This is a genomic window from Benzoatithermus flavus (assembly GCF_037908215.1).
Classification (GTDB): Bacteria; Pseudomonadota; Alphaproteobacteria; order Geminicoccales; family Geminicoccaceae; genus Benzoatithermus; species Benzoatithermus flavus.
Genome location: NZ_JBBLZC010000131.1, coordinates 1 through 538 on the forward strand (window position 1 = coordinate 1; position 538 = coordinate 538).

Consider the following 538-nt stretch of genomic DNA (forward strand, 5'->3'; position numbering starts at 1 on the left):
TTTGCTCATCATCGGCGCTATCTACACGGTGTTTTTAACCGGCATTCGCGCCTACGAGCGCATCGGCATCGAAAACGACTTGCGCAGCGAAGCGGACTACGCCATGGCCCGAATAATGAACGAGCTGTACACGCTCTCTCCGGATGGAATGGAAAGTCAAGAAGAAAACAAGCCGTTAACGGCCGTCACTTTTGTGAAAAACCAAGAATTCAAAGCCGATGCAGACACCGGACTTGTCTCCCGCGAAGAGAAAAAGCCGGAAAGCATCGAGCGGATGACGATGTCCATCCAAGACGGCGCGCTCGCGATCAATGGCGAAACGATCACCTCTTCCCGCTTTTTGCTGGACGACTCTTCATCGTTTTCATTCCGTTGCGCACGAAAAGAAGGCAACCTGTGCCGCAGCGGCGTCATGACGATCCGTCTCATTGTCTCCGACCGTCGACACGCCGATCCGAGTGGTTGGTTGTATGTGCCGCCGTTTACATTAACAACAGAATTCGGCTTTTAAGTATTGCGTTCCGAAATTTTGTCCTAT

The 538-nt window shown here is 51.9% G+C and carries 1 protein-coding gene; it reads left to right on the plus strand.

Annotation, left to right across the window (positions count from 1 at the left end):
- Nucleotide 1: 1 nt before the first annotated feature.
- The gene (locus tag U1T56_RS24495; protein ID WP_418162085.1) at nucleotides 2–511 is read left to right on the plus strand and encodes a Tfp pilus assembly protein; all 510 of its coding nucleotides are present in this window, start codon (nucleotides 2–4) and stop codon (nucleotides 509–511) included.
- Nucleotides 512–538 lie beyond the last annotated feature (27 nt).